A 22,505-nucleotide genomic window follows, 5' to 3' on the forward strand; every position below is an offset into this window, starting at 1 on the left:
TGCGATCACTTAATAGATGTAGATGCTGAATTCTTGCTGCTGATGGTCTTTGCCATCTCTAAAAGCCCAAAGACATTGGCTTCTACCGGATTGTCCAGGATTTTGAAGCCGTTTTTCTCCAACAGCTTCTTAAATCCAGGTAAGAGACAGCCTCCACCAATCGCCCAGATTTCATCCCCTTGGTGCTTGGCATCAAGTGTCAGATTCACCACTTTCTTCAAGTATTTTTCATACCAATCTTTAAGACTGGCACTGTATATATCTTTGATATCGATGTCACGGCTGTATCTGGTATGCCCCATTTCCAAACAAAATCGGATAATGGAAGGATCTCCGATTTTTCCGCCATTTAAATGTTTCATTTTTTGGGAGATATCATCAATGAGAACTTCTACACCGATAGGGTAGGCAGTGTGAACTTCTCGCTGCCCCCGGTTGTAACGAGAATACAAAGTCGTGCCATTGCCAAAGTCTAAAATGGTTAATTTTTTAGGTAGTGGATGCCCAAACAATGCACCCATACCCTCTAGTACAACTTTCAGCACTTCTACTTTTACTTCTGATTGTTTGCCAGCAAGTATTGCCTGATATTCTCCATTGAGTACTTTTTGTAGTTCTGATGCCAGACCAACATCATGTAAACTGACGACTAATTTTAAGTGCCAAGCCTTACGGTGTGGCAGATGTGCCAATGCACCCAATAAAGTCAACAACGCATTATTGACTTTATTTTCATTATTGTCTGTGTTGCGGTCAAAATAATTTCCTGTACGGTAAGCAGACTCTCCAACTGTGTAAGCAGTACCGTTAAAAACTACACGTCCTGGAACATCTTCCATCTCGGCATTGGTTATATAGCTGGGGACACGAACTACTTCAAAGCCTTCGACTAAAAGTTTGAGACTTCCGTAACCGTTATCGAAACCCGCAGGAAAAATTTTTTGTAAGGTGTGAATGTTTGACATCTGCTCCAAGTAATAAACTTTAATTTGTGAAAGTTATCTGTTCAAGTGATTTGCAAGAGCAAGAGAAAGAAGAATAAAATAACTTCACTTTATTTTCCCAACTCAAGAGCTTATCATAACCCCTTGGGGGCTAAATGGGGTACAAAATGTTAATCAGTCAAATATACCCCATTTAGCACCTATATAAACCCTATATAGGGGTCAAAATCTCACCAAAGTCTTGAACTAGTGTTGGGGTATATATAGCCCCCATGTAGCCCCCAATAGGAATTTTTGAACTCTTTTTTATCAACGCAGCAGAAATTAAATTAGATCATCGTTGACTCTTTGATTTATAATTTACTGTCAATATCTATATACCAATTTATTTCCCTGCAAAATTTCTAGCCAAAACTCTGATCCATCCACTTGGAATTTATCTACGAAAAATTGGTTGCTTTGACAGACTATTACCTGAGATTTCAGCCTTTCACGCAAGAGAAGTGAGGTAAACACAACAATTCGCAATGAGTTTCGCGCATTGCGAATTGTTGTGTTTACCTTAGCTAAAAAATATCGTTGGAATCATCTGTAATTTCTGGATCTGATTCAACAGGGGTTATTGGTTTACTTTTATGTTGTAGGGGAGTCTGACCCGAATCGCGGCTATAAATTCTCTAATATGCATACTGGTGGATTCGGCAGGCAATTACAGCAGCAGTTGCAGACCAGGCGTACAATTCGCCTGCTCCAAGAAATGACTCAAAGATTGCTCCCAATTAAAAAAGCACACACAGAACTGTTTTGTATGTTAGGACGAAAGCCCACAATTACAGAAATTAGTATGGCTGTTAACGTATCCCCTAAACAAAGAAAGTGAATGCCTAAACGCATTTCGTCCACTAGTTTCTTTAGAGTTAGGAATTGGCGAAGAGCTAGAAACTCAACTGCAAGAGATATTACCCGACGAAAGAATTTCGGCTCAAGAGTACGTTGACAAAGAAAATGTTTACGGTCAGATTTGGAAAATTTGTTACCTGACTTGAAGCTAAACCAGCGTCAAGTCTTAATGTTACAGTTTGGATTGGAGGGTGAAGGGAAGCTAACTGCAAAACAGGTTGCACAAAAACTTAATCTCAGTCATAACAAGGTGCGTTCTGCTCATGGACAAAGAATGAAATTTTCTTATTTATAGTCAACACTTAAGATGTACTATGACTCTAAATATACTCTTCGTTAAAATTTACGTCTAGCAAGGAGAACAATACTGAAGCCGATTTCCTTGATTTCATTTATTTAAAAATAAAAATACTAATGGCGAATAACGTTATTCGCTTCTGATAGTCCCTTATATAAATCTCAGGGATTAACAGTAAATCACCGTTTATTATCAGTAAGAACTATGACTCGAAGAATTATCGCACTGTTCAACCAAGCCGGAGGTGTAGGAAAAAGCACTCTTACAATGAATCTTGGTTATCATTTAGCACAACGAAATAATAAAGTACTACTTGTTGATATGGACCCACAAGGGTCATTGACGATGTTTATGGGTTTAGAGGCATCAGAGTTGGAAGATACAGTTTACAATGCAGTTGTCGATGGTGATGCCTTACCTATCAGCAAAAACATTCACGGTATGGATCTTGCACCATCCAATATTGACTTGAGTGGTGCCGAACTGGGACTGGTTATGGCTGATATGCGAGATTTTAAGCTGAAGCAAGCCTTAGAACCAGTAGTAAAAAACTATGACTTTATTTTGATAGACTGTCCACCTAGTCTAGGAATATTAAGCTATATTAGCTTAGTTGCGGCTACTCATGTTCTAATCCCTATTCAGACACATAACAAAGCACTTCGAGGAACAGAGCTACTATTCCAAACACTTGCTCGTGTTCAAAGGGGAGCAAACCAACAACTTAAAGTTGCCGGTATCATTCCTACCATGTATGATGGCCGCACCGCACAAGGTAATAGAAGCCTTGATTCCGTCCGCCAATTAGGAGCGCAAATCCCTGTTTACGAAACTATTCCTATTGCTATAGCCTTTGCGGATGCCTCTGAAAAACATATGCCTTTGGCACTTTATAGTTCAAGCCATCCAACAGTAAAAGTTTTAGAAAAAATTGCTAAAAGTCTGGATGCTTTACAATGACGAATAAGAAAAGCTCTGAGCCTGCCTATAAAGTAAAGGGTGTTGATTTATTATTTTTACAAAAAAATGAAACACCTTTAGAATCAGTTTCATTATCAGCTATTTATCTACCCTCAAAACAACCTAGACGCTACTTTGATCTTGAGGCAATGGAAGCGCTTACAGCATCAATTAGACAAAAAGGGGTGTTACAACCACTTCTTGTTCGTCCCAAAGGGCAAAATCAATATGAACTCGTTGCAGGTGAACGACGTTATCGCGCTGCCAAAGAAGCTAGGTTGGAAACAGTTCCCGTTATCATAAAGGATTTTTCCGACGAAGAAACTTTTGAAATTGCTCTTGTGGAAAATCTCCAACGAGAGGATTTAAACCCTCTTGAGGAAACAGAAGGTATTTTAGACTTGTTATCCTTAAAACTTAATCAGTCAAGAGAAGCAGTTATCTCACTGTTTCACGTAGTTTCCCACCCTGAGCGGGAGTCGGCGAATAACGTTATTCACAGTGATGAGTGGAAGGTAGTTTTAGAGGCTTTTAACATCATAGGAAAATTTACTCCTAACAGTTTTCGTACTAATCGCTTACCATTACTCAATCTTCCAAAAGATATTTTGGAATATCTTCAACAAGGAAAAATAGAATATACAAAAGCAAGAGAAATAGCCCGAATTAAAGACGATAGCCAGCGGGAAGAGCTGTTAACAGTAGCAATTACTGAAAAGTTATCTTTAAATCAAATTAAGGAGCGTATTGCCAGTATAAAGCCAGCCGTAACTAAAACAACGTCTGAAAAAAGTGCATTGTACCAAAGCCGTCTCAAGGCTATATCTGCAAAAGCCAAAAAGACTAAAGTATGGGATGACTCTAAAAAAACACAGAAGTTTGACAAGCTACTCGCAGAAATAGAAAAGCTTCTTGCAGAAGAATAGGTAGCAAGGCATAACCGATATTCACGCCTCCAACCACGTACTCCTAACTCTGACTCCTGACCAATGTATTCTTTGAAGATGAGTTTTCAATAACACTAATACTGGGTGTGTACTTTAGTATTTATGTACTATAATAGCTCCACTTCCAGTACTATAATGATGGGCGGCATCTGATCATAAGCAATGTCCACTCCCCCTAATCTTTCCCCTCAACAAGTAAGCGCCTTTCCTCAAAACGAAACAATCACTGGAGTCGTAGAACGCCTAACTTTTTACTCTGCTGAATCGGGTTACACTGTGGCAAGGCTGACCCGTCCCCGTAGCACCGAACTGACAACAATTGTCGGCAGCTTTGCTAATATTCAGCCCGGTCAAACTCTACAGCTAACTGGTTTCTGGCGGGATCATCCACAATTTGGGCCACAGTTCCAGGTAGTTAATTATAAAGAAACCAAACCAGCTACTCTCACCGGAATTGAGAAATATTTGGGCAGTGGTTTAATCAAAGGCGTGGGCCCAGTCACAGCCAAGCGTATCGTCGCTGACTTCGGTTTAGAAACGCTCGACATCATCGAAAACCAGATTGAACGACTAATTGAAGTCCAGGGTATTGCCAAAAAACGGATCACTCTCATTAAAAACGCTTGGTCAACTCAGAAAGCTATCAAAGAAGTGATGGTGTTTCTCCAAGGGCATGGCGTTTCTACCACTTATGCTGTGAAGATATACAAGCAATATAAGGATGAAGCGATCGCCACAGTAACCCATAACCCGTACCAACTAGCAGTCGATATCTACGGTATTGGTTTTCTAACTGCTGATAAGATTGCTCGAAACTTAGGAGTTGCCCCTAATTCTGAGTTTAGATATTGTGCTGGACTTGTCCACGCTTTGAGTGAAGCTGCTGAAGATGGACATTGTTACTTACCACAGCCAGAACTAATTGAGTCCGTGATTAAACTGTTGACTACTGAAGAGCATCAGCCAACAGAAGATGCAATGGCTCAAACTATCAAAGACATGGCTCTGAAAGATGAGCTAATCAGAGAGAAAATCCCAGACCAAACCCTGCTGTGCTACAAACCAACTTATTTTCATACAGAACAAAACCTAGCACAACTGATATCTGGGCGCTTGAGCCAGCCGATTGCACAAGATATTCCCCGTGTCCGTGCCTGGATTGAGCGCTTCACGGCTAGTCACAAAATTCAGCTTTCAGAACAGCAACGCCAAGCTGTAGAAACAGCAGCCTATTCCAAAATCATGATCCTCACTGGTGGCCCTGGCGTTGGAAAGACCTTTACCACTCACACCATTGTCAGCCTGTGGAAAGCAATGGGTAAATCTATTGCTCTTGCTGCACCCACTGGACGGGCTGCTCAACGCTTGGGTGAGATGACTGGGCTGGAAGCAAAAACTATACACCGATTGTTAGAATTTGACCCCAGGACAAGGGGATTTAAATGCGACAGTGAAAACCCTTTGCCCCATACAGCAATTATCGTTGATGAAGCATCAATGCTTGATTTGTTTCTGGCGTACTCCTTGGTTAAAGCAGTAGCAGAAGGCGCTCAATTGTTGTTGGTGGGCGATATTGACCAGTTACCATCTGTGGGCCAGGTCAAATACTCGCTGATTTGATTAATTCTGGTCGTGTGCCAGTAGTGCGGTTAACTCAGGTATTTCGCCAAGCTCAACAGAGCGCAATCATCTCTGCTGCTCACCAAATTAATCGAGGAATTTATCCCACAATCGAGCCAATCTCTGACAATCCTGTGTCTGATTGTCTGTGGCATGGCGGCGGTCATCAGCCTGAACATGGAGTGCAAGCAATCTGCGAGTTGATTACAGACTTGCTCCCTCGACTAGGTTTTAATCCTGCCACTGATGTCCAAGTGCTTTGCCCGATGACACGGGGAGTTGTGGGTACTCGCAATCTTAATACCGTGTTGCAGCAGTTGATTAATCCACCCAGCCCCAACAAGGTGGAGATTAACAGAGGTGGGAATTTGTTACGCGAGGGCGACCGCATCATCCAGCTAACCAATGACTACAACCGCGAAGTTTTCAACGGCGACTTGGGAATAATCCTCACCATTGATACTGTCGAGCAGGAAGTTACACTACTGTATGGTGAGCGGACTGTGGTTTACGATTACGCTGACCTGAATGAAATTGCCCTTGCCTGGAGCATTTCTATTCATAAAAGCCAAGGCTCAGAATATCCGGTGATAGTTCTGCCAATCTATATGCAGCACTACATGATGTTAACCCGGAACCTGTTTTACACCGGGCTGACCCGTGCCAAGAAGTTAGCGATCGTAGTTGGCGCAAAAAAAGCGATATCTTTGGCGGTGCGCTCTACTGATGACCAACAAAGGTACACAAGGTTGAAGCAGAGGTTACTTCAGACAGGGCTGGATTGGTGATGTGTTTTGGTTCTTCAAAATAGAAAAATTTATTGAGCTATTTGATTTATACTTTTAAATCCCCTGGTTTAAAAAAGTCGAAAAGTTTGTATGTCCAGCCTCAGTTCCGACATGGTTCGCATCTATTTGCAAGAAATTGGTCAGTATCCTTTATTAAAGCCAGAGGAAGAAATCGCTTATGCAAGACTTGTACAAGAAATGATTGTCATTGAGCAATCTAAAAATGAACTAACTCAACAGCTAGACCGCGAACCAACAATGACAGAATTAGCCAACGCTGTTGAAAAAACCGAAGCACAAATCCGAGCAGCACTACACCTTGGTCAAAAAGCTAAACAGAAAATGGTGACAGCTAACCTGCGACTAGTAGTTTCTGTTGCCAAGAAATACCAGAACCGCAATTTGGAATTTCTAGATTTGATCCAAGAAGGAGCAATTGGTTTACAGAGGGGTATAGAAAAGTTTGATCCCAACCGGGGCTATAAGCTATCGACTTACGCTTATTGGTGGATTCGTCAAGAGATTACACGCGCTATAGCAGAACAATCGCGTACTATTAGATTGCCTGTTCATCTCACTGAAATACTTACCAAAATTAAGAAAGTACAGCGAGAAAGCTTTCTAAAACTTGGTCGCCATGCCACTGCTGAAGAAATAGCTGCATCATTAAACATCAGCCCCGATAAGCTTCGAGAATATCTCAGTACCTCTCGTACAGCTATTTCTTTAAATAAAAAAGTCGGAGATGAGCAAGAAACAGAATTGGGCGAAATTTTAGCCAGCGATGCCGCTTCACCAGAAAAACTCCTTACCCAAGAACTTCTATCGCAAGACGTAGCTAAATTCTTAGAACCATTGACACCTATACAACGTCAAGTGTTGACTTTAAGCTTTGGGCTAGAGAATGATCAGCATTTCAATCTCGCTCAGATTGGGCAACAGCTAAACCTCAGCCGAGAACGGATTCGTCAAATCCAGGTCAAAGCTATAAGTATTCTCCGCCATCGACAAAACGACATACAAGAGTATTTATTTGATTAAGCCATCATGTAAAAATAAGTTGTACAAATTTGAGTAGACCAAAAAGTTTGGCGTGAGCTTTGCTCACCGTATTAGCATCAGCTAGTAAGTTTTGTAGCACCGATTTTTCTTACTTGACCTTTTGTTAACTTCTTTCACCTGTCTTAGACCCAGGTTTTACCCTGCATACCAAAAAGATTTCCAAATGGGTCCCACATTTGACAAATTGCTTGCTGTCCCTCAATTACCAAAGGGCCTCGATAAAGCCTTGCACCATGCTTTTGGGCATAATCTAATGCTTGCTCAAAGTTGTCTACACGCCAATACGCTACTTGACCTGCGTTCCCCGGACGCATTTTTTCATCTGCCAGATGGAAAAACATCTCAACGCCGCCAACATCAATCAATGCTCCCCGTATTTCATTTTCTATATAAAAGTAATTCATTGGTATATTTAAAAGCTCGCCATACCATTGAGCAGCTGCAACAACATCATCTACGAAAAAAATATAGCTTGAACGCCCTTAAACATATACTGCTTAGTTTCTCCTTATCTGGTGAAGCACCCCAAAATCTATCCTACTTGCCAAAGCATACGCTCGTCACTGCTATTGTGACTCTTCATTTTTCTACATTCTAGGTATTCCACGTCAGAGCTATTACGTATAATTACCTTCATTTTGTACAATAAAAACACACTATTGTTTGAGCGAAAAATAAGCTGATGTATTTATTAGATACATCAGCTTTTGACTTATCCCAAGATTTCAATCACAGCCGCTAGAATAGCTGGTGCTTTGTCTGAAACCGGAATGAATACGCGCTTTTGCCAGTTAATGATCTCGGTGAAACACCCAATAGCTACCAGTCGCTCTGCCAGTGAGATAGCATTAACCAGTTCTATGCGAGGTTCTGTGGCAATATAAGAACGCCGTAAAGTAACGCCACCCGGTAACTGCTGGGAATAGCCTTCGTTTAGCACTAAAGAGACTAACTCCTGTGTGCTTAACAGCTTGTTCTTGAGTCCAAGTTGTTCGCGCACGGTTTGAATGTCGTGAGCATTCACCACCCGACCGAGAATCTTTTGTCCATCGCTGGTTTGCAACCGGAATACTCGGCTATTGTGCTGTGGCAGTATTTTCCAGATGGGTAAGAGAATACCAGTTACCAAATGCAGGTAATCGGTTGTGAACTTGGGCAATGCGTCTACTTCAGTAGACCATGCCGCAGTAAAGGTATCAGCCGAAACCTGCCGCCAAGTGGAAGAATTCAGTTGTTCCACTATGACACGAGTTTCTTTTTGTGGACGGACGAGCAAAACCCTTGGCACAACACCACCTTCCGCATCGAATATACTATGCGTTGGAATTGTTACCGCCGCACTACCTTTCTCATTCACCATGAATCGCCCTTGGTACTTGGCAGCAAACTCAACCATCTCTTGAGCCGTTCTGATGTTGTTCTTCTGAACTCGCTCAATTTTGAGGTAGTTGGTGACGCTACCTGTGGCAGGGTGAGTATAGACAGCTTCCTGGCTCTCAACACTAAACCGTTCAGCCCGTAAAGTTTCCACACCCATCTCATAGACCCCATTAGCGATCGCTGCTTCAATCTGCTGACTTAGCAACAATTCAAATCGCTCGAAAATGATGTTTTGCATATCAATGCGTAAAGCCAGCAGTCGATTGAGTAACTGCCGCAATGGGGGCAAGTCGATTTTCATCCCGCCTTCATGAGAGGTTAAGCTAAGTCCCGTCATTTGCTCGAACTTTCCTAAAGGCACTTTATAAAATCGACCTTGGAAAATCTGCTTAAACAACTCGTATAGTGCGTACTCTGCATAGTTCGACTCCAGATTATCTTTAGCTTCAAATATCCCATTACCTCCGGTTTGCCTTTGCCCCCTTGTGAGTGCGCCCAAGCTATCCAGCCTTCGAGCAATGGTTGAGATAAAGCGGCGTTCACCTATGACATTAGTGGTTACAGGTCGGAAAATAGGTGCTGATGCTTGGTTTGTGCGATGCGATCGCCCAAGTCCTTGAATTGCGTTGTCTGCTCTCCAGCCGGCTTCAAGCAGGTAGTGCGATCGCCGTCTCCTATTCACAGCGTTGAGGTCAGCGTGATAGCTACGACCCGTGCCGCCTGCATCAGAGAAGATGAGGATTTGCTTGTCTCCCTGCATAAACGCAGAAGTTTCAGCAATATTCGCGCCACTACCCCGTGAATCAACGAACAAACGCCCCGAATCATCTTTCAGAACTCGCTTGCTGCGACCAGTTACTTCAGCCACTTGCTTGTGACCAAAGTGCCATAGCAATTGTTCTAATGCGCCAGGAATTGGATCAAGACTTGCTAACTTATCGACTAAGGCATCTCTCAAAGTTACGGCTTCTTGGGAAATAACTGGAGAACCATCAGCGTCAAAGACTGGCTCGGATCTTTCTTCTCCATCAACGCCAGAATGAATGGAATGCAGATGAACAGGGAAAGCACTCATCAAGTAATCCATAACATATTCCCGTGGAGTCAGGTCAAGATTGAGATCCTTCCATTCGGAAGCCGGAACTTCATCAAGTCGTCGTTTCAAAAGTTCTTCATTAGTCGAAACTATTTGAATGACAACTGCAAGACCTTGGGCTAGATCCTGCTCAATCGCTTTGATCAGGGTGGGGCATTTCATCCCAGTCAACAGATGGTTGAAGAATCTTTGCTTATGCGACTCGAACTGAGACACCGCGCTCATCTTTGCAGCACGGTTGTAAGTCTTGGAACCAGAGATATTACAAGCTTCCAGGGCTTTGTCTAAATTATGGTGAATAACTTGAAAAGCATCAGAATAGCTGTTATAACTCCGTTCCTGCGTCGGCGTTAACTCAATTTCGAGAGTCTGGTACTCAACTCCCTCGAATGAAAGACTCCGCGCCAAATACAGACCGAGTGCTTTCAAATCTCTAGCCACAATCTCCATCGCGGCGATACCACCGCCCTCAATGGATTCCACAAAATCCTCACGGGAGGTAAACGGGAAATCCCCAGTCTGCCAAAGCCCTAGACGATTTGCGTAAGATAGGTTGGAAACCTTCGTCGCTCCAGTTGCAGAAACGTAGACAACTCGTGCCTGCGGTAAAGCATTTTGCAACCGCAGCCCAACAATGCCTTGCTGGGATGCTGCAACCATGCCCAGTTTGCCCTCTTGTGCCATTGCATTGCCCATGCTGTGGCACTCGTCAAAGGAGATAGCACCCTCAAACTCTTTACCTGCCCATTCAACGATTTGCTTAAGCCGACTTTTACCGTTCTTTTGAGAACGTAGGGTTGAGTAGGTGCAGAACAAAATACCTTGGGTGAAAGGGATGGGGTCGCCAAGTTTGATGTTGCCCAGGTCGATAATATCTTTTTCACGACCTCCGAGCGCACACCAGTCTCTACGGGCATCTTCAATTAAGGCAGAACTTTTGGATACCCAGATTGCTTTTCTTCGTTCCTGACACCAGTTGTCGAGGATGATTCCTGCACATTGTCTACCCTTACCAGCACCCGTCCCATCGCCTAAGAACCAGCCACGACGAAATTTTACCGCATTTTCTTCGCTTTGTGCTGCTACAGTCACATTATCCCAAGAATCATCCATAATATAAGACCCAGACAGGAATTCACAGTGCGCTTGACCAGCGTAAATCACGCTCTCAAGTTGTGCCTCTGACAACAAGCCTTGTGTGACAATGTTTTGTGGAAGATGTGGTTTATAGGTTGGCGCTGGCGGCGAGACAAGTGCGAGGGCTGCACTCTCACAAAGCAGTGAGGGATGAGGTAAAGCGTCTTTGATTCGGATTCGCTGTGGGCGATAGGTTTCATATAAAGTATCTTTAAGTCCTTCTGTAGCAGACCATTCGACAACTTCATATTCCAACACTACTACATCGTCTGGAAGAGAGGAAACTGTTTCTGGTTGTGCAACTGTAGTACGGAATGGCAATTGAACAACTTTTGCCTTCGCAGCAGTTTTAACTTTTTCTGAGCGTTCCCACGGAGATCGCTGTGGCAAATGCTCAATCAACGCTAGCAGTTCGGGCAAGTCCAAAGTTTCGGAAATACAGGGGATGTCGCCAGGATTATCAGCCGGAACCTTGTCAATTACTGTGATTCTAGTGTCGATTTGTGTACCATGTTTTGAGTACACCTTGCCGTTAACCCCGACCGACATTAAAACTCGTGCTTCCGAGTGCCACTTAACAAAAGTCTCTCGCCAAGTAGGATTATTGGGAGAGAACCAGTTGGCTGTGATTGTTACCAATCGTCCACCGTCAGCCAGTCTTTGCAATGCCGAGTTGATGTGGCTCTTTGTTGCGTCGGGGTTGCGACTGTTGATTTTCGGGGATGACGAAAACGGTGGATTCATCAGCACAACTGAGGGCTGAGTCTTGCCAACCAAATAGTCGTTAATCTGTTCTGCGTTGACCCCAAATAGTGGAGTGCCGGGAAACAACCGACGCAGAATCTTCGATCTATCGGGTGCAAGCTCGTTGAGCATCAGACTTGCACTGTGCAGTTTAGCCATTTGTGCTAACAAACCAGTTCCAGCACTTGGCTCCAGAATCAAATCATCAGCCTTTATAAATGCTGCTTTGGCTACCAGATAAGCCAATGGTAACGGTGTCGAGAATTGCTGAAGCTGTACTGACTCTTCACTACGGCGAGTATGCGTTGGGCAGAGGGCTACTAACTTCTCTAATTCCAATAATACTGTTAGCGACGGCTCTAATAAAAGCTTGTAACCTTTTTGACGCAGATATAATATTTGCGCCACTTCCACAGCTTCGTAAGCATCTTTCCACTGCCATGTGCCTTCTGCCGCAGTACCGTGAAAGTGGCGATTCATTTGGGCTTGAACAGTTTTCGTGTTCAGGAGGCGATTTTCAAGTAGTGGTTTCAAAAGCTCTTGAGCGACACTTAATATTGATTGCCCATAATCTAATATTGTTTGGAAGTCGAACAGAAAACCTTGGGTGAAAAGTTGCTGTACCATTGCATTACTGACAATATTATTTTTTCACTCTTGCTATGGCGAAGCCTTTCTCTTATTAATAAATGAGGCAATTACTTGCCTCATTTAAACTTTTAAAGCTTCAGATATTTATTCTTCGGTGAGCGGACGAGAATTAAAAAGCGAATTAAGCAGTTTTACGCGGTCTACCTGGCTTGCGCTTGCCTGAAGACTTTACATCAGCCTGTTTAGTTTTCAGTGACTTGTTGGCAGCATTGTTAGCTTTATTTGAACGAGTAGTACGTTTTGGTTGTGGTGAAACTTCTTTAACTGGAGGCAGTAATCTTAATATAGGGAATGAGATAATAACTGCTTCGTTACTGGTACGATGAACAACTTCATCCTCTAACATCCAAGGATCTGGCAATTTTTCAAAAGTCTGAACTTGTTGTGGTGTGATTCTTTCTGATACTGATGGAATTGTAGAAGCCGCTATATTTAGATTGCCAACCGAAACCACATTACTAGCATAAGCAGCCGATACAAATAGTCCGTTAATGAACTGGAACATGACGAGAGTAACGAATGCCCAAAAGATAGCTACTATTGTCAAAGTGAGCAGAGATTGCATATCCATGATTATTTATCAACTAAGTATTTGTAATTTTCAATTGATTTACGCAAAGCGTCTTTGAGCCTTGTCCAAATATGAAGCGAATTTGAACGTCTCCTCTCTTCAAGAGAGGACTTCACTCTAAATTTAGCGTAGCGTCTCTTTGATTTAATTTAGTCAAACTTCTCTGTTCTGGAGTTTAGACTAAAAGCGATATGAGAGAACGCAAATCAAAAGGAATTAGAGGTTAAAAATATTATCTTGTCAGCCTTAAAGCATCCTGACCTTTAACAATTATTGTGTAGTATACCTGCTCAGAAAATAATACAATAATGATAATCATGAAAAGGGTGGGAGAGAAACGAGCGACGCTCGTTTCTCTCCCACCCCCCTTATTCGATTATCATTATCATATAATAAGCAAGAAGAAAAGGGGTGTCTGATTGAATACAGGCCCCCTTTTGGCAGAAGCTGAGAAACGAACTACCATTACTCAGATGCCAAGATGAAACGTGCCAGATTAGAAGAATTCCGTCAAGCAGTCTACAAATATTTAGGCAGAGCACACGATGCAACTTTTGAGTTGACAGATGCCATATTGCTAACTAGAAATGTTTATTGCCTAGCAGAATTGTCCCTATCGCCAGTATTTAGAAGGAAGTGGCCAAGTATCTATGAGGCACTACAAGATAGTAGGCCACAGCGACAGAAATTGATGCAGCTATATATCAAACAAATCCCCGCAGAGGGACGACCATTGTTAGCAGGAGATCACACAAACTGGTCACGCCCAGATGCCGTCAGGTTGCAAGAGCGAACTTATGAGCATAGTGGCACATCCATAGCAGGAAATAAACCGATTACCATTGGTCAAGGATATAGCACAATTGCCTGGATACCTGAAAATGAGGGAAGTTGGGCATTACCATTAAGACATGAACGGATCACAAGTGCCGAAAGTCCTATTGGGAAAGCAATTTGGCAACTCAAACAGGTGTGTAAATATTTGCCTACCAGACCGATTTCAGTTTGGGATAGTGAATATGGTTGTGCGCCTTTTATCTTAAAAACTGCGAATATTCCAGCAGATATTCTCGTTCGGTTGCGTTCAAATCTGTGTTTATGGGGTGAACCAAAAGCTTATTCGGGAAAGGGGCGACCTAAAAAGCATGGTGATAAATTTAAACTGAATGAGCCCACAACATGGAATGAAGCAACATCTGTATTAGAAATAAATGACCCAAAATTAGGACGTGTGCGTGTGAGCTTGTGGAAAGATTTACACTTCCGTCAGGCTGCTACACGTCCAATGTTAATCATCAGAGTTGAACGTCTGGACGCGCAAGGTAACATGAGAGTGTCCAAACCTTTGTGGTTGGCTTGGGTAGGAGAAGAAATGCCACCCTTAGAAGAAGTTTGGTGTCTTTACTTGCGTCGCTTTACCATTGACCACTGGTATCGCTTTTTGAAGCAGCGTCTACATTGGACTGTACCAAACTTTGGTACTCCTAAGCAAAGTGAACGGTGGAGTGACCTCATGCCTCTGATGACTTGGGAATTGTGGTTAGCCCGCGATATCGTTACTGACAATCCTTTACCTTGGCAGAAGTCTCTAGATAAATTGACCCCTGGAAGAGTTGCTCAAGCTATAGGTGGAGTTTTTGCGGCCATTGGTACTCCCACCTCTGCACCCAAACCTCGCGGAAAGTCTCCCGGTTGGCAACAAGGAAAGAAGCGTCACCGTAAAAACCGATGTCCCATTGTTAAAAAAACAGTAGCACGACCACCTAAAGAACCATCTGTTGCTGTTTAATACCCAAGATTCTTCATACTTTTGCTAAGTCTCTGATTAACTCAGCCCTGCTGGGTCATTTTCCATTGCTTAGTCTAAACTCCAGTCTGTTGCTTTAAAGCTTAATTGTCAAATAAAACAGCTTTTAATATTTACCTATTTTTAGATTTCAAGTATTATAGTTATAAACTTGCTTTCCAAAGATAAAAATTGGGTTAAGTCTATGGTTAAGATTTAATTTGCTAGCTAATTCTTGAAATAAAAATTTCTATTCAAACGAAAAATAAAAGTAGTCGTCACAATTAATTGAAAGTATGCCCAATCCAACTACGGACTTAGTTCGTTCCTACCTCAAAGAAATCGGACGCTACCCTCTGCTAACTCCTGAGCAAGAAATTACAAATGCTAGGCTTGTGCAGCAGATGATGGCGATTGAAGAACAGCGCTCAAGCCTTGCACTTCAATTAAAGCGAGAACCAACCACAAGAGAATTAGCTACCTCGCTTGGGCAAACCGAAGCTGAAGTACAGTCAATCGTTCAACAAGGTCAAAAAGCTAAACATAAAATGGTGACAGCTAACCTACGATTGGTGGTTTCTGTTGCCAAAAAATACCAGAACCACAATTTAGATTTTCTCGACTTGCTCCAAGAAGGGGCACTGGGACTGCAACGAGGAATCGAAAAGTTTGACCCTAACAAAGGCTACAAACTATCAACCTATACTTATTGGTGGATTACCCAGTCAATAACACGTGCTATAGCAGATAAGTCTCGCACTATTCGTTTACCAATTCATATCAACGAAAAGTTAAACAAAATCAGGAGAATACAGCAGCAACTGTCTCAGTCTTTGGGTCGTCCTCCAGTTGTAGCAGAAATTGCCGAATCGTTGAATCTATTGCCAAGCCAAATAAGAGATTACCTTCAGGTTTCCAAGTCTCCAGTTTCATTAGAAATGCGAGTGGGAGATGAGGGTGAAAGTGAACTAGTCGATATTTTGCCGATGGATAGCATTTCCCTAGATGAGCAAATTACTCAAGAGCTTTTACACCAGGACTTGAGCGAGTTGCTGGCATTGCTTAAGCCAAGGCAACGAGAAGTATTGACTCTACGTTTTGGATTGGAAGATAATCAGGAATTGACTTTGAGTCAAGTTGCAAAACGCCTAAATCAAAGTCTGGAGACAATTCGTAAAACTGAACATCAAGGTTTAAAAATTTTGCGCTCTCATCAAAACAAGATTAAAGATTATCTTCTTAATTAAGACTAACTAAGGGTTATTGGACTCTAGTTTCATTTATATAAGTCGAACTCGCTAATTCAAAGACTAAAAGCAGTCGCCACTGCCTTTTTAGATGCCTCCAATTGCGGCACTCAGGAGTGCGATCGCGTACCCGCACTTTCTAGCAGCATAGCCTCTGCTTAGTCCCCGACCAAAAACCATCAGATTGCCCCTGTTTCAATCAAATGGTGTATGAATATATTGCTATCTAGAAACTATCCTTATAAATAGAACACCAAAGAAAGAACCGATGCCCAGCAAAACTATTGAAGTCCGAGAGTACACCGTCAGAGCGCACAAGCGGGAAATTCATACTCGCGTTTTCAACTTTGTGTGTAAGCAGTGCGAACAACCCACACAACGAGAAACCTTTGGTGTGCGACCGCTCTACTGTGAAAAATGCCGTCCTCCTCAACCTCCCAAGCAATCGAAAATAGTCCCTATAGGCAAGAGGAAACCCAGAGCGATGAACTACAAGAGTGGGAAGGATATCGCTGGGTGATTTTTGCCTCATGGTTTTGAGCGATACCTTCTCTTCTCTTTCAGAGACGCTAACGCGTAGCTTGCTTCCACGAAGTGGTACGAGAGGCAATGCCTTTCCTGCGGAACGCACTCGCGTTCGACAGGTCTTCTCTACGAGACGCACTCGTGTTCGACGAACGCCACCGGGAAAAGCGGTTACGCCATCGCACGAAAGTAAGTGAAGCAGTAGCAGTGACGATACAGGAACGCCACAATAGCTATCATTTGATGAGAAATTGCCTAATTTTAATAGCGCTCGATGAGGAGATTTTGGAGTGGCGCTCACTTATAATCAAAATATGATGATTTTGAAGTAAAGATAAAATGCGTAAACAGACCATTCAATATACATCATCTTTAGATGCTTTGGTTGCCGTTGCCAAGCGACTCAGTGTGTATGAAAACCAGCAAAAAATAGACTCTGAAGATTTTTTTTATCAGTATAACCAGGGAACATTATCAGATGATGCTCTATTTATAGAATGGGCAAACGATTACCGCCATTATCTGGTTTTGCGTCAAGAAATAGAGCAAAGATTGAACTATGCCGCTTAACATTCTATCTGATTATCTCGATCAAGTAGAACAAGCAATTGTTCAATGCCCAAATCTTTATGTAGAACGTTATGAAGAAGAAATTTTAACATCCCTTCGGGCTAATTTAAGAATTAGATTGCGTTTCGCTCAAACACACTTATTAGAAATTAACGAAGCTATAGTAATCACAGACAATCAGTTGAAATTTCTTGATTATCGCTACCATTTTCAGGATGAACGAAATTGCCTGGTTTTCCGTTATGATAGTACGCCGCATTTTCCTGATATCTCTACCTTTCCGCATCACAAGCATTTACCAAATGATGTGATTAGTTCTCAGAAACCGGAAATTACTCAAGTATTAAAAGAAATAACTGAATTATTGAAATAGGTGGATAAGTTCCTGTACTAAGAGCCAAAGAAGGTATATTATCTCTAAACTAATCAAAATTAGATAAAATGCTCACCATGATATAATAACAGGTTTAATAGAGATAGATTTGAGATGTTTATTATTTGGCTACTTTGGTAGCTTATTCTGATTTAAGAAAGAGAACATTGGTGACAAGTTAAAGCTGTAAGTCTTTTGTCAAGAGGCTTTGAGAGAATCGCTGAAAAAAAACTGGTCAGACCCTCGTTGGAGATCAGGAAAAGGAGCGACAATTAACTTAACGTTTGGTTTTCGCTTCTGTTTGATAATACCTAAATCTCGATTTTGAGGGTCAGCAAAATACTTAATAGTATCTGTTGTGTTACCTTTTTGATGAGCCATTGTAAAATGGTAAAGACCACGATAAATCATTTCTAATGAGATTTCATCAAAGGGTAGAGAGAGTTCATCCGCTACGGCATCACCTAAATCTACTAAAACCGCATAAAATAACCACGTCGCCCAAATTTGTAACTTAATTCCATTAATTGAACCTGTCCATAAATAACTTAACCCCAAGAGTCTTTTGACTATATTAAAAGCATCTTCAATTCGCCAACGCCGCCGATATAAATCTGCTACTACATAAGGGGGTAAAACATGAGGGTCTAGGACGCTGGTTAAATAAGAATGCCATGTTTTTCCCGACCTTACTTCAATCAAACGTAAAGTTATAAACGGAGTCTTTTTAGTGCCAGAACCGAGACGTATCTTCCGGTCTCGCAGTCCATAACTATCTGTCAACACCTGTTCTACTTTGATTGCTGCTCCTTTCTTTATTCTGGTAATAAAGTCAACTTTATTCTCGATTAATTGATGCCAAAAGTTAAAGTGATAAAAACCTCTATCTAATAAGAGTAAAGTTCCGGCTCTAACTAAATTTAGGATATTTTCTTCTAGTTTAGTATCAGAAGCTTTAGGATTTTCTTCAAACCAAATTTCTACAGGTAATCTGGTCATTAAATCAATGACTGTACTCATCTTTCCTGCTAATTGTCCTCTTTGAGCTTCCTCTAAACTTTGTATTTTCCTAAACAATGCCTCCAGTGTTGACCCGTCTACTATCCAAATTTTCTCGAATTTTAATAATGTAAACTGAATACTTTCTGGTAATGGACGTTTATTTCTACTATGCCAAGCCGCTCTCAAACTAGGCAATAAATCTTTAAATACTTTTTCAAATAATTCTGATGGAAATGTCAAAAATCTCTGTGATACTGCTTGTTGACTAACTTTTGTGGGATTACACCACAGAAAACCGTCTCTGGCTAACATTCTTGTCAGTTCCCTGACTCCTGCTACATCTCTCCATAACAAGGTCAGCACCGCAGCCATCATCAATGGTAAATTCAGTATCCGTTCCCTGAGTCCTAGTTTTCGGTAGTAATTTTCTTGATTTGTAATCGCTGGTGTCAGTAATCTTTCCAGTTGCTCTGCAATTACTTCGTCTTCCACCATTGGTCTGTGTTTCTTTTTGGCATGGTCTCTATTGGTTTTTTTGCTGGTGGTCATGGCTAAGTCTCAATCGCTCAATTACTTGTCTAGATTGAGTTTCCCACTATTTTTGAACACTACAAATATCACCCTTGACAATTTCTCCTTTTCCTTAACTTGTCACCAATGGAAAGAGAATAATTAAGATTACAGCAGCGCTAACATAGAATTTAATTCCATCAAGAAACAAACTATGCCCAAGACTTGGAACATTAAAATAGATAACTATATTCAAGCCAACTCCAATTGCATCATCGCCACTGCTCATGTAGACTCGTTCCCCACAGACCTACCCCTAGAACCGAACATCCGCGAACCGAACCGCAAAAGCGCGACCTACAGACAAATCTTCGACTCACTGACCACCGAACCTGCAAAATTCTTCTCCCGCCATAGTGGAATCGTTCTGTCAGCTAATATTGTTAAACCTGTCAAGAACAAAACTGAACTGGAGCTAGAAGTCTTAGAAGCTAACGAGGGGGGTAGCGACGGTATTATCAACGGTGGGCATACAGTTTTAGCCTTTGAGCAAGCGAAAAATTACAAATATGACCTAACCCAAGCCAGAGTAAAAGTTACGATTCACATCGGACTGACTGAAGAATCAGCCCTAGACATAGCCCTGGCAAGTAATACCACAACGCCAGTAGATTCTCGCTCCAAAGTCAACGCTAGGGGTGATTACAAATTCATCAAGCAGTATTTAGCGCAGTTAGAACAGAAAGAAGAGAGAAAATTTAGAATAGCCTATTACCAAAACCAAAGCAGCGCTCCCAGAAATGCCCAGTGCAATGTGAACCATTTGCTGAAGTTGATAAACTGCCTAGATAGAAACAGATACAACCCCGACGGCAATAAACGAACCAAACACCCGACAGGTACAAGTATCCCCTCTCAAATCACAGACACAGAAAGGGAAAGATTAACCGCCTTACTGCCTCTCTTGACTCAGGCTTTGTGGATAGAGCAAAGACTGTACGAAATAATCCAAGAACATATCAGCAACCCCAGAAGAAAGGGTGTGAACGATTTAGCATCAATAGATATACGTAAAACAACGTTGTTGCCGGACAGCAAGTATTCATTCGGGTTTGGTGCGCCAACTGACCTGGCACTACCGATAATTGCATCTTATCGGGTATTTCTGGATAAGGACTACAAATGGATTCTGCCGTTTAACGAATTCGCCGAAGATTTTCTGCAACACCTGTGGACGAACTATTTCCGTAAATACTTAGTGTCAGAGAAAACAGCAGGAAATACAGTAGGAACAAAAATCAGCCGCAATCAAGAGATTTGGGAAAGTCTGTATATCTCAGCGCAGAGTTATCTAAATCAGCACTTGGTGAAAATGGTCAACTCCAATAAGGAAGAGTCAGAAGCGAAGGTGACACAAGGTAGTAGCAAGAGGGGAAAAGGGAAAAGGGATGAACTCAACGCGACTACTGTCCCTAAATAGCCCAGCTAATTAACACCCCAATATTTTGGCATTTGTTAGTTTTGCAAGATATCTACTAAGCAATAAGAAACGACCCCGCAACGCTGAGTAGAAAATAAACGCTTGATAAAGAATGAGACTTGTTCCGATTAATAGCAAATGCAAGTATAGACCGGCCATTGATTTTTATGCAAGCAAATCGCAGTTATGTTAGTATTCAGATGAATCTCGGTTCTAGTGGGGAACAGTCGCTAGAGGAAACGGGGAAAGTCCGGTGTAAATCCGGCGCTGTCCCGCAGCTGTAAACAAGGCTTGCCTTGTGAGTCAGAATGCCCGCCGAAGTTGACTTGTAAATTTTGTACATCTGCGAGGCACAGATAAGTATTTTTATGAAGGTTTATACAACTACTCAGCTTTACGTTCTCATAGTCCCATATATCAAGACGCTACAGATTACGACTTTCTATGAGAGGGTAAGCGGTTAATTTTCGGTAGAAATTGTGTCTTGAGATCCAGCGATCGCGATCGGCACTCCAGGATGAGAGTATCACTTGAAATATAGTCACAGCAACAAAAAACTCTTCCCAATCACGCATAGGAATTGCTAAGTTACTAAATTAATAGTTCAGTTAATTATCATGCCGAAATTCTATCTTCACCGAACTGGGAAGATTGCTACTGCTATTCATCCCTTTGTTAAACAAACGGCTCTTCCTCAAGGCAAACACAAGCCCAGTCTACTGCAAGGGAAAATTATTCAAGATGTTCAAAATATTGCATTTTCGATGTATCGGATGATTTATATTGCGATTGCCGACCGTGGGCAGTTACGACATCACTCCTCTGATTCAGGACGAGCAGCAATGAGTAAACCGTTGGATCGACTCAAATAGGTGTACAAGAGCGTTCAAAAAAATGCCAAGTTTATTATATTCTGTAATTGTTTTTTTTCTGCTATTAGTAATTGGAATTGCGGCTTATTTCCTAACTGCCCGCAAGTATCAATCCTCATCCACAGTTGCCAATTCCTACGATCAATGGACACTTGACGGGATCGTTGAGTTTTATTGGGGAGAACACATTCACCTTGGTCACTACGGTTCACCGCCACGACGAAAAGATTTTCTGGCTGCTAAATCTGACTTTGTACATGAAATGGTCAAATGGGGTGGAATAGAAAAATTACCCCCTGGTGCTACCGTCTTAGATGTTGGCTGTGGTATTGGCGGCAGTAGTCGGATTTTAGCGCGAGATTATGGGTTTGCTGTCACAGGGATTACCATCAGTCCTATTCAGGTGAAACGCGCCCAGGAATTAACACCCTTTGGGCTAAATGCCCAGTTTGCGGTTGATGATGCAATGGCATTGTCGTTTGCAGATGCCAGTTTTGATGTGGTCTGGTCAATCGAAGCAGGCCCCCACATGCCAGATAAAACCATTTTTGCTAGAGAATTAATGCGGGTGCTAAAGCCTGGTGGAATGTTGGTTGTAGCTGACTGGAATCAGAGGGATGACCGCCAAAAGCCGCTAAATTTTTGGGAGAAACGAGTAATGCGCCAACTCCTCGATCAGTGGTCTCATCCAGCTTTTTCGAGCATTGAAGGTTTTTCCGAGCTTTTGGCAGGAACAGAATTGGTTGAAGGGGAGGTAATTACGGCAGACTGGACGCAAGAAACCCTTCCTTCTTGGTTCGATTCGATTTGGCAAGGAGTGGCTCGACCAGAGGGATTAGTGCGTTTTGGGCTGTCTGGTTTCATCAAGTCTGTGCGCGAGGTACCGACGCTTTTACTGATGCGTTTGGCGTTTGGTGTAGGGTTATGTCGATTTGGAATGTTCCGGGCTGTGCGCGCAAATGGAAGCACAGAATTCATGGACAGAAACTTTGCTAACCAAAATCCCTCAAGCTTGGTTAGGTAGCGATCGCAGCTATTTATC

At 42.2% G+C, this 22,505-nt stretch carries 17 protein-coding genes, 1 pseudogene and 1 riboswitch; of the genes and pseudogenes, 13 read left to right on the plus strand and 5 right to left on the minus strand.

The window, feature by feature from the left end:
• Positions 1–5: 5 nt before the first annotated feature.
• Positions 6–965: a ParM/StbA family protein gene (locus GTQ43_RS32700; RefSeq protein WP_265276897.1), complete on the minus strand. Its 960-nt coding sequence runs from the start codon at positions 963–965 to the stop codon at positions 6–8.
• 1,021 nt (positions 966–1,986) lie between these two features.
• Between GTQ43_RS32700 and GTQ43_RS41895 the strand changes: the two genes are divergently transcribed.
• The 5 genes and pseudogenes from GTQ43_RS41895 to GTQ43_RS32720 all read left to right on the plus strand — a co-directional run bounded on the left by GTQ43_RS41895 (position 1,987) and on the right by GTQ43_RS32720 (position 7,498).
• On the plus strand, positions 1,987–2,139 hold the full coding sequence (locus GTQ43_RS41895) for a sigma factor-like helix-turn-helix DNA-binding protein (protein WP_375470971.1): 153 nt from the start codon (positions 1,987–1,989) through the stop codon (positions 2,137–2,139).
• 207 nt (positions 2,140–2,346) lie between these two features.
• Complete coding sequence (locus GTQ43_RS32705) at positions 2,347–3,102, plus strand: ParA family protein (protein WP_265276898.1); 756 nt, start codon at positions 2,347–2,349, stop codon at positions 3,100–3,102.
• On the plus strand, positions 3,099–4,028 hold the full coding sequence (locus GTQ43_RS32710) for a ParB/RepB/Spo0J family partition protein (RefSeq protein ID WP_265276899.1): 930 nt from the start codon (positions 3,099–3,101) through the stop codon (positions 4,026–4,028). Before GTQ43_RS32705 ends, GTQ43_RS32710 begins: the two co-directional genes overlap by 4 nt.
• Before the next feature lie 183 nt (positions 4,029–4,211).
• Positions 4,212–6,457: pseudogene (locus GTQ43_RS32715) on the plus strand (ATP-dependent RecD-like DNA helicase).
• Positions 6,458–6,547: 90 nt separating this feature from the next.
• Positions 6,548–7,498 (plus strand): RpoD/SigA family RNA polymerase sigma factor, encoded by a 951-nt coding sequence (locus tag GTQ43_RS32720; RefSeq protein ID WP_265276900.1) that lies wholly within the window; start codon positions 6,548–6,550, stop codon positions 7,496–7,498.
• 143 nt (positions 7,499–7,641) lie between these two features.
• Here GTQ43_RS32720 and GTQ43_RS32725 read toward each other — a convergent pair whose 3' ends face one another.
• The 3 genes from GTQ43_RS32725 to GTQ43_RS32735 form a co-directional block, all read right to left on the minus strand.
• The gene (locus tag GTQ43_RS32725) at positions 7,642–7,986 is read right to left on the minus strand and encodes a VOC family protein (RefSeq protein ID WP_414859170.1); all 345 of its coding nucleotides are present in this window, start codon (positions 7,984–7,986) and stop codon (positions 7,642–7,644) included.
• A gap of 245 nt (positions 7,987–8,231) precedes the next feature.
• The gene (locus GTQ43_RS32730; protein WP_265276902.1) at positions 8,232–12,503 is read right to left on the minus strand and encodes a strawberry notch family protein; all 4,272 of its coding nucleotides are present in this window, start codon (positions 12,501–12,503) and stop codon (positions 8,232–8,234) included.
• 145 nt (positions 12,504–12,648) lie between these two features.
• Positions 12,649–13,098, minus strand: coding sequence for a hypothetical protein (locus tag GTQ43_RS32735; protein WP_265276903.1), 450 nt, complete (start codon positions 13,096–13,098; stop codon positions 12,649–12,651).
• Between the two features lie 481 nt (positions 13,099–13,579).
• Between GTQ43_RS32735 and GTQ43_RS32740 the strand changes: the two genes are divergently transcribed.
• The 5 genes from GTQ43_RS32740 (at position 13,580) to tumE (ending at position 17,599) form a co-directional block, all read left to right on the plus strand.
• Positions 13,580–14,887, plus strand: a complete 1,308-nt coding sequence (locus GTQ43_RS32740; RefSeq protein WP_265270371.1) for an NF041680 family putative transposase — start codon at positions 13,580–13,582, stop codon at positions 14,885–14,887.
• Positions 14,888–15,180: 293 nt separating this feature from the next.
• On the plus strand, positions 15,181–16,131 hold the full coding sequence (locus tag GTQ43_RS32745; RefSeq protein WP_265276904.1) for an RpoD/SigA family RNA polymerase sigma factor: 951 nt from the start codon (positions 15,181–15,183) through the stop codon (positions 16,129–16,131).
• Between the two features lie 268 nt (positions 16,132–16,399).
• Positions 16,400–16,651, plus strand: coding sequence for a hypothetical protein (locus GTQ43_RS32750; RefSeq protein ID WP_265276905.1), 252 nt, complete (start codon positions 16,400–16,402; stop codon positions 16,649–16,651).
• A 344-nt stretch (positions 16,652–16,995) separates the two neighbouring features.
• Positions 16,996–17,226, plus strand: coding sequence for an antitoxin TumA (gene tumA / locus GTQ43_RS32755; protein WP_265276906.1), 231 nt, complete (start codon positions 16,996–16,998; stop codon positions 17,224–17,226).
• Positions 17,216–17,599, plus strand: coding sequence for a toxin TumE (gene tumE / locus GTQ43_RS32760; protein ID WP_265276907.1), 384 nt, complete (start codon positions 17,216–17,218; stop codon positions 17,597–17,599). Before tumA ends, tumE begins: the two co-directional genes overlap by 11 nt.
• A 198-nt stretch (positions 17,600–17,797) precedes the next feature.
• Here the strand turns inward: tumE and GTQ43_RS32765 are convergent, their stop codons facing one another.
• Complete coding sequence (locus GTQ43_RS32765; RefSeq protein WP_265273659.1) at positions 17,798–19,096, minus strand: IS4 family transposase; 1,299 nt, start codon at positions 19,094–19,096, stop codon at positions 17,798–17,800.
• Positions 19,097–19,325: 229 nt separating this feature from the next.
• Here GTQ43_RS32765 and GTQ43_RS32770 point away from each other — a divergent pair, with 229 nt between their 5' ends.
• From GTQ43_RS32770 to GTQ43_RS32780, 3 genes are all read left to right on the plus strand, one after another.
• Positions 19,326–20,591: an AIPR family protein gene (locus GTQ43_RS32770; RefSeq protein ID WP_265276908.1), complete on the plus strand. Its 1,266-nt coding sequence runs from the start codon at positions 19,326–19,328 to the stop codon at positions 20,589–20,591.
• A 191-nt stretch (positions 20,592–20,782) separates the two neighbouring features.
• Positions 20,783–20,926: riboswitch (cobalamin riboswitch) on the plus strand.
• Between the two features lie 282 nt (positions 20,927–21,208).
• Positions 21,209–21,463 (plus strand): hypothetical protein, encoded by a 255-nt coding sequence (locus GTQ43_RS32775; protein WP_265276909.1) that lies wholly within the window; start codon positions 21,209–21,211, stop codon positions 21,461–21,463.
• A 22-nt stretch (positions 21,464–21,485) separates the two neighbouring features.
• Complete coding sequence (locus GTQ43_RS32780) at positions 21,486–22,487, plus strand: methyltransferase domain-containing protein (protein ID WP_265276910.1); 1,002 nt, start codon at positions 21,486–21,488, stop codon at positions 22,485–22,487.
• The last annotated feature ends 18 nt before the right edge of the window (positions 22,488–22,505 follow it).

It is taken from the genome of Nostoc sp. KVJ3 (genome assembly GCF_026127265.1).
Taxonomy (GTDB): domain Bacteria; phylum Cyanobacteriota; class Cyanobacteriia; order Cyanobacteriales; family Nostocaceae; genus Nostoc.